Source organism: Streptomyces sp. SID5785 (assembly GCF_009870065.1).
Taxonomy (GTDB): Bacteria; Actinomycetota; Actinomycetes; order Streptomycetales; family Streptomycetaceae; genus Streptomyces.
The window spans coordinates 1-5348 of record NZ_WWIA01000407.1; the positions used below are offsets into that span (position 1 = coordinate 1).

Here is a 5348-nt window from a genome sequence, read left to right on the forward strand (position 1 = left end):
GTGGGTCAGACCGCCCTCCCTCGACGAGTTCGAGGACTGGCAGCGGGCGTCGGACGGGCTCGTCGGCATGGTCACCCTGTCCCCGCACCACCCCGGCTCGCTGCCGTACATCGAGCAGCTCGCCGCCCGCGGTGTCCACGTCGCCATCGGCCACACCCATGCGACGCCGGACGAGATCCACGCCGCCGCCGCGGCCGGCGCCACGCTCAGCACCCACCTCGGCAACGGCGCCCACGCCGTGCTGCCGCGCCACCCGAACTACCTGTGGAGCCAGCTCGCCGACGACCGGCTCACCGCCGGACTGATCGCCGACGGCCACCACCTGCCGCCCGACACCCTCGTCACCATGATCCGGGCCAAGGGCGCCGACCGCTGCGTCCTCGTCTCCGACGCCGTGGCGCTCGCCGGTCTGCCGCCCGGAGCGTACGACGCCCCCGTCGGCGGCCGGGTCGAACTGCACGAGGACGGCCGCCTCGTGGCCGCCGGAACGCCGTACCTCGCCGGCGCCGCACGCTCGCTCGCGCACGGCGTCGCCCACGTGGCCCGCACGACGGGGATCGGACTCGCCGCCGCGCTGCGCATGGCGACGACGGGTCCCGGCCGCTTCGTCGGCGGCCGCGGACGCATCGCACCGGGGCAGCCCGCGGATCTCCTCCGCTTCACGTTCACCCCCGGCGACCCACAGCTGACCCCGCACACGACCTGGCTCCTCGGACACCCCGCGACCGGAAGGAACGACGGATGAACGCGCCGGCGGAACAGACCCCTTCGGGCGGCGCCGGGCCCGCCCCGCCGACGCCACCCACGCTCGACGCCGCCGCGCGCGACTGGGCCGAGCGGCTCGTCGACCGGTACGCCACCGGCCGGACCTCCCTCGTGCCCGTCCCGCCCGGTGAACTCGCCGACCGCGCCGCCCTGTCGGCGATTCCCGAGCAGGACCGGGCCGAGCTGCTCGGCACCTGGCCCGCGGCGGACCCCCGCAGCCCGCTCGCCGCCGCGCTGCGCGCCTGCCTCGACGCCCTGCACGACACCGGCGTCCCCGCGGCCGACCTCGACTGGCCCGATGCCCCCGCCTCCCTCGGCGCCCACGGCCGCCACTTCTACCTGCACGTCTACCTCGCCGCGCTGCCCCGCCTCCTGGAGCACCACTGCAAGCTCGGCGTCCCCGAGGCCGTCACCCGGGCCACTGTCGCGGACGTCGGCGCCAAGGCGGAGACGTACCGCAAGGCGCACGGCCGCAGCGGACTCGACCGGCAGCGCTGGCTCGTACGCCACTTCCGGGGCACCCTCTTCCGCGTCGGCCGCCTCCAGTACGACCGCACCGTGCTCGACACCGAGGCCTGCGGCGGCACACCGCGGCACGGCCCCGAGGACGGCGAGCGCGTCCTCGAACTGCACATCCCCGGCGACGGTCCCCTGACCCCGCAGCTGTGCGACACCTCCCTGCGCGAGGCCGCCGCGTTCTTTCGCACCTGCTTCCCCGACGAGACGTACACGTACGCGCTGTGCCGGTCCTGGCTCCTCGATCCGCAGCTCGACGGACTGCTCCCCGGCACCTCCAACATCCTCGGATTCCAGCGCCGGTTCACGCTCTTCGGCGCCGCCGACCCCTGCGACGACTCGGTCCTCGAGTTCGTCTTCCACACCCCGCCCGGTACGGCCGACCTCGCCCGGCTGCCCCGGAGCACCTCGCTCCAGCGGGCCGTCGTCACGCACCTGGGAGGCGGTGGCCACGTGCGGCTCCACTGCGGGGTGCTGCGCCTTCCCTGACACCCCGCGCCATCCACTCCGCGCGCACGCGTCGCGCGCAGAAAGGAGCAACGGCCCGATGTGGCACCGCCTGGCCCGGCACCGGGTGCTCGTCCTGCTCATGCTGCCCGGCCTGCTCTACTTCCTCGTCTTCCACTACGGCGCGTTCCTCGGCAACGTCGTCGTCCTCAAGGACTACGTGCCCTTCGACGGTCTCTGGGCCAGCCCCTGGACCGGCACCGCGAACATCAGCCGCATGCTCGGCGACCCCGAGTTCTGGCACGCGACCTGGAACACCGTGGCGATCGCCCTGCTCCAGCTCGTCTTCTTCTTCCCCGTGCCCCTCGGCATCGCCCTGCTGCTGCACAGCCTCACGTCCTCGCTGCTGCGCCGCTTCGTCCAGTCCGTCGTCTACCTGCCGCACTTCCTGTCCTGGGTCATCGTCGTCGCCCTGTTCCAGCAGGTCCTCGGCTCGACCGGTCTGCTGAACTCCTTCCTGCACGACGCGGGACTGCACACCGTCGACATCATCGGCAGCCCGGGCGCCTACAAGCCGCTCGTCGTCGCCGAGGTCATCTGGAAGGACGCGGGCTGGGGCACCATCATCTTCCTGGCCGCGCTCATGAACGTGGACGAGCAGAGCTACGAGGCCGCCGCGATCGACGGGGCGGGACCGTGGCGGCGGTTCTGGCACGTGACCCTGCCCGCCATCCGGCCCGTCGTCGTCCTCCTGCTGATCATGCGGCTCGGCGACATCCTCTCCGTCGGCTTCGAACAGATGCTGCTGCAACGGCCGTCGGTGGGACCCGAGGCGGGTGAGGTCCTCGACACCTTCGTGTTCTGGCAGGGGCTGGTCAACGGCGACACCGGATACGCGGCGGCGGCCGGCCTGTTCAAGGGACTCGTCGGAGCGGTCCTCGTCTTCGCCGCCAACAAGATCGCTCACCGGCTCGGCGAACAGGGGATCTACCGATGACCAGCCTCACCGCGTTCGCCCGCAGGACCCGCCGCCCGGCCGCCGGGGCACGCCCCGCCCGCACCGGCAGGGACAGCGGGCGCCCCGCCTGGAGCGAACGGCCCCGGCCGCTCACCCAGGCCGCCAAGGCCCTCGCCCTGGTCGTGCTCGTCGCTCTCGTCCTCGTCCCGTTCCTCGTCATCGTCTCGACGTCCCTCGCCTCCAACCGCGAGGTCGTCGCGGGCGGCGGCTGGGTGCTGTGGCCCAGCCACCCCACGCTGCGCGCCTACGACAACATCCTCAGCGGCGGCATCGTGACCCGTGCCCTCGGCGTCAGCGTCGCCGTGACGTGCGCCGGAACCCTGCTCTCGCTCGCCTGCACCACGTTCCTCGCCTACGCGCTGGCCCGGCCCGGTGTCTTCGGCGGCAAGCCCGTCCTGCTGCTCATCCTGTTCACGTTCCTCTTCCCGCCCGGCATGATCCCCGCCTACCTGCTGGTCAAGGGCCTGGGCATGCTCGACACCTACGCCTCGCTCGTCGTGCCCGTCCTCGTCAACGTCTTCAACCTCGTCGTCCTGCGCGGCTTCTTCCAGGGCATCCCGGAAGAGCTGTACGAAGCGGCGCGGCTGGACGGCGCGGGCGACTGGAAGATCCTGTGGCGGATCGTCCTGCCCCTGTCCAAGGCCGCACTCGCCGTCGTCGGCCTCTTCTACGCCGTCAGCTACTGGAACGCCTGGTTCCACGCCTCGGTCTACCTCGAGTCCGACCACTGGCCGCTCCAGCAGGTGCTCCGCACCTACGTCATCGGCGGCGCGCAGATCGCCGACACCGGACTCAGCGAGGCGGGACAGGTCTCCGCCCCGCAGACCACGCAGATGGCCGTCCTGGTGCTCGCGACCGTCCCGATCCTGCTGGTCTACCCCTTCGTCCAGAAGTACTTCACCAAGGGCGTGCTCACCGGCGCCATCAAGAGCTGAGCCCGACCGTCGTCCACCCACGCCTCCAAGGAACCGGTGTCATGAACGACCCCACCCTGTCGCGCCGCACCCTGCTCCGCACCCTCTCCGCCGCCGGCGTCGCTCTCGCCGCGCCCGCCGCGCTCACTGCCTGCGACACCGCGCAGCACGGCTCCGTGTCCAACGCGGGCAGGAAGAGAGCCGCGCTCCCCGCGTACGTCCCGCGCACCGTCGTCACACCCGACCTCGCCCCCGACACGCACGGCGTCCAGTCCGGCTTCCTGTCCTACCCGCAGAAGCTCACGACCGCCGTCGCCGAGCGCCCCGGCACCGGCAAGGAACGCATCAAGGTCCTCTCCATCACGTACGGCACCCCGCCCGAACCGGCCTCGCGCAACCGGTTCTACGCCGCGGTGCAGAAGGCGCTCGGCGTCGAGATCGACTTCACCGCCGTGCCCGAGGCCGACTTCCGCGCCAAGATGACGACCGTGTTCGCGGGCGACGACCTGCCCGACATCATCAGCATCGGCGGCGGCTTCGTCCTGCCGCGCGAGGCCGAGTTCGCCCAGTCCCGCTGCGCCGACCTCACCGAGCACCTGTCCGGGGACGCCGTCAAGGACTACCCCAACCTCGCCAACCTGCCCCCGTACGCCTGGGAGGGCATCGGCCTGATCGGTGGCCGGCTCTACGGCATCCCCATCGAACGGCCCAAGTTCGGCGACCCGCTCTGGATCAACCAGGAGGCGTTCACCGCCGCCGGCTACCGGCCCGGCATGGCCGCCGCCGACTTCGCCGCGACCGCCGAGAACGCGACGGGCGGCAAGAAGTGGGCGCTCGGTGCCTACAGCGGCTCGGCCTTCGGCTACCGCACCTTCGCCCCCTGGCACGGCACCCCCAACGAGTGGCGCATCAAGGACGGCAGGGCCACCGACATGTGGGGCACCGACGCGTTCAAGGAGATGCTGGCCTTCCACGCGAAGCTGCGCCGCGACGGCTCCTACACCCCGGACGCCACCTCCGTCTCCAACGTCGACGAGATGACCCAGTTCTACAACGGCACCGTCCTGTCCATGGTCGACGGGTTCCTCGCCTACCCCAGCGACTTCCAGGGCATCAAGGACGCCTACACCCTCGACGCCGCCGTGCCCTACGAAGTCCCCGGAGTGACCCCGCACTTCCAGCAGACGCGCGGCGCCTTCGGCTACACCCTCCTCAAGAAGGCGTCCAAGGACCGCGTCAGGCTCCTGCTGCGCGTCCTCGACTACCTGGCCGCCCCCTTCGGCACCAAGGAGTACGACCTCACGCACTACGGGCTCGAAGGCGTCCACTTCGAGCGGAACAAGGACAACGACCCGATCCCCACCTCGCTCGGCCTCGTCGAGTCCAACACCAACCTGCCGCTCAAGTACCTGTGCGACGCCCCGAACGTCCTCTACCAGCCCGGCGGCGCCGACCTCGTCAAGCGGCTGCACGCCTGGCAGAAGAAGGTCGCACCGCTGCTCGAGCGCAACGACCGGTGGGGCCTGCAGTCCGAGACCTTCACCGACCGCGGAGCGAGCCTCGACCAGATCCTCGGCGACGGCGTCACCTCCGTCATCGCCGGCCGCAAGAAAGTCTCCGACTGGGACGGCATCTACAAGAAATGGCGCGAGCAGGGCGGCGCCAGGGTGGCCGACGAGTTCCTGAAA

5 protein-coding genes are annotated in these 5348 nt (G+C 71.5%); all 5 read left to right on the forward strand.

Annotation, left to right across the window (positions count from 1 at the left end):
• Positions 1-745, forward strand: a 745-nt coding sequence (locus GTW43_RS13535) for an amidohydrolase family protein (RefSeq protein WP_161301917.1), incomplete at its 5' end; no start/stop codon positions are given.
• Positions 742-1770, forward strand: coding sequence for an acyltransferase domain-containing protein (locus GTW43_RS13540; RefSeq protein ID WP_161301918.1), 1029 nt, complete (start codon positions 742-744; stop codon positions 1768-1770). The genes GTW43_RS13535 and GTW43_RS13540, both read left to right, overlap by 4 nt.
• Before the next feature lie 58 nt (positions 1771-1828).
• Complete coding sequence (locus tag GTW43_RS13545; protein WP_237536578.1) at positions 1829-2725, forward strand: ABC transporter permease subunit; 897 nt, start codon at positions 1829-1831, stop codon at positions 2723-2725.
• Positions 2722-3681 carry a carbohydrate ABC transporter permease gene (locus tag GTW43_RS13550; RefSeq protein WP_161301919.1) on the forward strand — a complete coding sequence of 320 codons (960 nt, stop codon included), beginning with the start codon at positions 2722-2724 and terminating at the stop codon, positions 3679-3681. The genes GTW43_RS13545 and GTW43_RS13550 overlap by 4 nt, the downstream gene beginning before the upstream one ends.
• A gap of 41 nt (positions 3682-3722) precedes the next feature.
• Positions 3723-5348 (forward strand): extracellular solute-binding protein (locus tag GTW43_RS13555; protein ID WP_161301920.1); only part of this gene is annotated, 1626 nt, incomplete at its 3' end.